This is a genomic window from Enterobacteriaceae endosymbiont of Donacia fulgens (assembly GCF_012567545.1).
Taxonomy (GTDB): Bacteria; Pseudomonadota; Gammaproteobacteria; order Enterobacterales; family Enterobacteriaceae.
Genome location: NZ_CP046182.1, coordinates 1 through 2223 on the forward strand (window position 1 = coordinate 1; position 2223 = coordinate 2223).

The following is a 2223-nucleotide window of genomic DNA, read 5'->3' on the forward strand; positions in this document are numbered from 1 at the left end:
ATGAAAAATCAAATTCCGATGACTTTACAAGGTATAAAAAAATTACAAAAAAAATTAATTAAATTAAAAAATATAGAGAGACCAAAAATTATTAATGCTATTATTGAAGCAAGAAAACATGGTGATTTAAAAGAAAATGCTGAATATCAAGCAGCTCGTGAAGCACAAAGTTTTTGTGAAGGTCGTATAAAAGAAATAGAAATTAAATTATCTAATGCTAATGTAATAGATATTACAAAATTTTTACATCATAATAGAATTATTTTTGGTTCTACAGTTTATATAGAAAATATTATAACTAATAAAAATATTTTTTATAAAATTGTTGGTAATGATGAAGCAGATTTAAAAAATAATTTAATTTCAATTAATGCTCCTTTAGCTAGAGCATTAATTGGAAAAAAAAAAAATGATATTATAAAAGTACAAACTCCAAAAGGTATTTTAAAATATAAAATATTAAAAATTAAATATATTTAATATAAAAATTAAATTTGACTTTATTAAAACTAACTAGTATATTAATTTTATTAATAAATAAATCTTTTATAAAAGATATTATTTTGTTCTTTAATAATTAATTAGAAAATAAATGTGGGCATTCAATTTTTAGAAGCTGTTTATTTTAAATTATTTTTTTAAAAATTGAAGAGTTTGATCATGGCTCAGATTGAACGCTGGCGGCAAGCCTAACACATGCAAGTCGAGCGGCAGCGAAATAAAAAGAATTGTAAAATTTTTTTTATTGTCGGCAAGCGGCGGACGGGTGAGTAATATCTGGGGATCTGCCTTTTGGAGGGGGATAACTATTGGAAACGATAGCTAATACCGCATGATGTCTTTACGACTAAAGTAGGGGATTTTATATTTATATAGAACCTTATGCCATTAGATGAACCCAGACGGGATTAGCTAGTAGGTAGAGTAAAAGCCTACCTAGGCTACGATCCCTAGCTGGTCTGAGAGGATGATCAGCCACACTGGAACTGAGACACGGTCCAGACTCCTACGGGAGGCAGCAGTGGGGAATATTGCACAATGGGCGAAAGCCTGATGCAGCTATGCCGCGTGTATGAAGAAGGCCTTAGGGTTGTAAAGTACTTTCAACAAGAAAGAAAAGATAGAATCTAATAAATTTTATCGTTGACGTTACTTGTAAAAGAAGCACCGGCTAACTCCGTGCCAGCAGCCGCGGTAATACGGAGGGTGCGAGCGTTAATCGGAATTACTGGGCGTAAAGAGCACGTAGGCTGTTAATTAAGTCAGGTGTGAAATCCCTAAGCTTAACTTAGGAACTGCATTTGAAACTGATTAACTTGAGTTTCGTAGAGGGGGGTAGAATTCCAGGTGTAGCGGTGAAATGCGTAGATATCTGGAGGAATACCAGTGGCGAAGGCGACCCCCTGGACGAATACTGACGCTCAGGTGCGAAAGCATGGGGAGCAAACAGGATTAGATACCCTGGTAGTCCATGCTGTAAACAATGTCGACTTGAAGGTTGTAAGCTTGACTTATAGCTTTCGTAGCTAACGCGTTAAGTCGACCGCCTGGGGAGTACGACCGCAAGGTTAAAACTCAAATGAATTGACGGGGGCCCGCACAAGCGGTGGAGCATGTGGTTTAATTCGATGCAACGCGAAAAACCTTACCTGGTCTTGACATCCATGGAATTTAATAGAGATATTTTAGTGCCTTCGGGAACCATGAGACAGGTGCTGCATGGCTGTCGTCAGCTCGTGTTGTGAAATGTTGGGTTAAGTCCCGCAACGAGCGCAACCCTTATCCTTTGTTGCCATCAGTTCGGCTGGGAACTCAAAGGAGACTGCCGGTGATAAACCGGAGGAAGGTGAGGACGACGTCAAGTCATCATGGCCCTTACGACCAGGGCTACACACGTGCTACAATGGTATATACAAAGGGAAGCATCCTCGCAAGAGTAAGCGAATCTCACAAAATATATCTTAGTTCGGATTGGAGTCTGCAACTCGACTCTATGAAGTCGGAATCGCTAGTAATCGTAGATCAGAATGCTACGGTGAATACGTTCCCGGGCCTTGTACACACCGCCCGTCACACCATGGAAGTGGGTTGTAAAAGAAGTAAGTTGCTTAACCTTTAATTTTCTAAGGAGGGCGCTTACCACTTTATGATTCATAACTGGGGTGAAGTCGTAACAAGGTAACCGTAGGGGAACCTGTGGTTGGATCACCTCCTTTACTATAA

The 2223-nt window shown here is 38.4% G+C and carries 1 protein-coding gene and 1 rRNA gene; both read left to right on the plus strand.

Features of this window, described 5'->3' with window-relative positions:
* On the plus strand, positions 1-480 hold the full coding sequence (greA, locus tag GJU05_RS00005) for a transcription elongation factor GreA (protein ID WP_208753521.1): 480 nt from the start codon (positions 1-3) through the stop codon (positions 478-480).
* Between the two features lie 162 nt (positions 481-642).
* Positions 643-2216, plus strand: a 16S ribosomal RNA gene (locus tag GJU05_RS00010).
* Positions 2217-2223: the final 7 nt, after the last annotated feature.

Excerpts from the sequence above, each read along its gene's own strand:
- greA (WP_208753521.1), top strand. The coding sequence starts at position 1 with ATGAAAAATCAAATTCCGATGACTTTACAAGGTATAAAAAAATTACAA.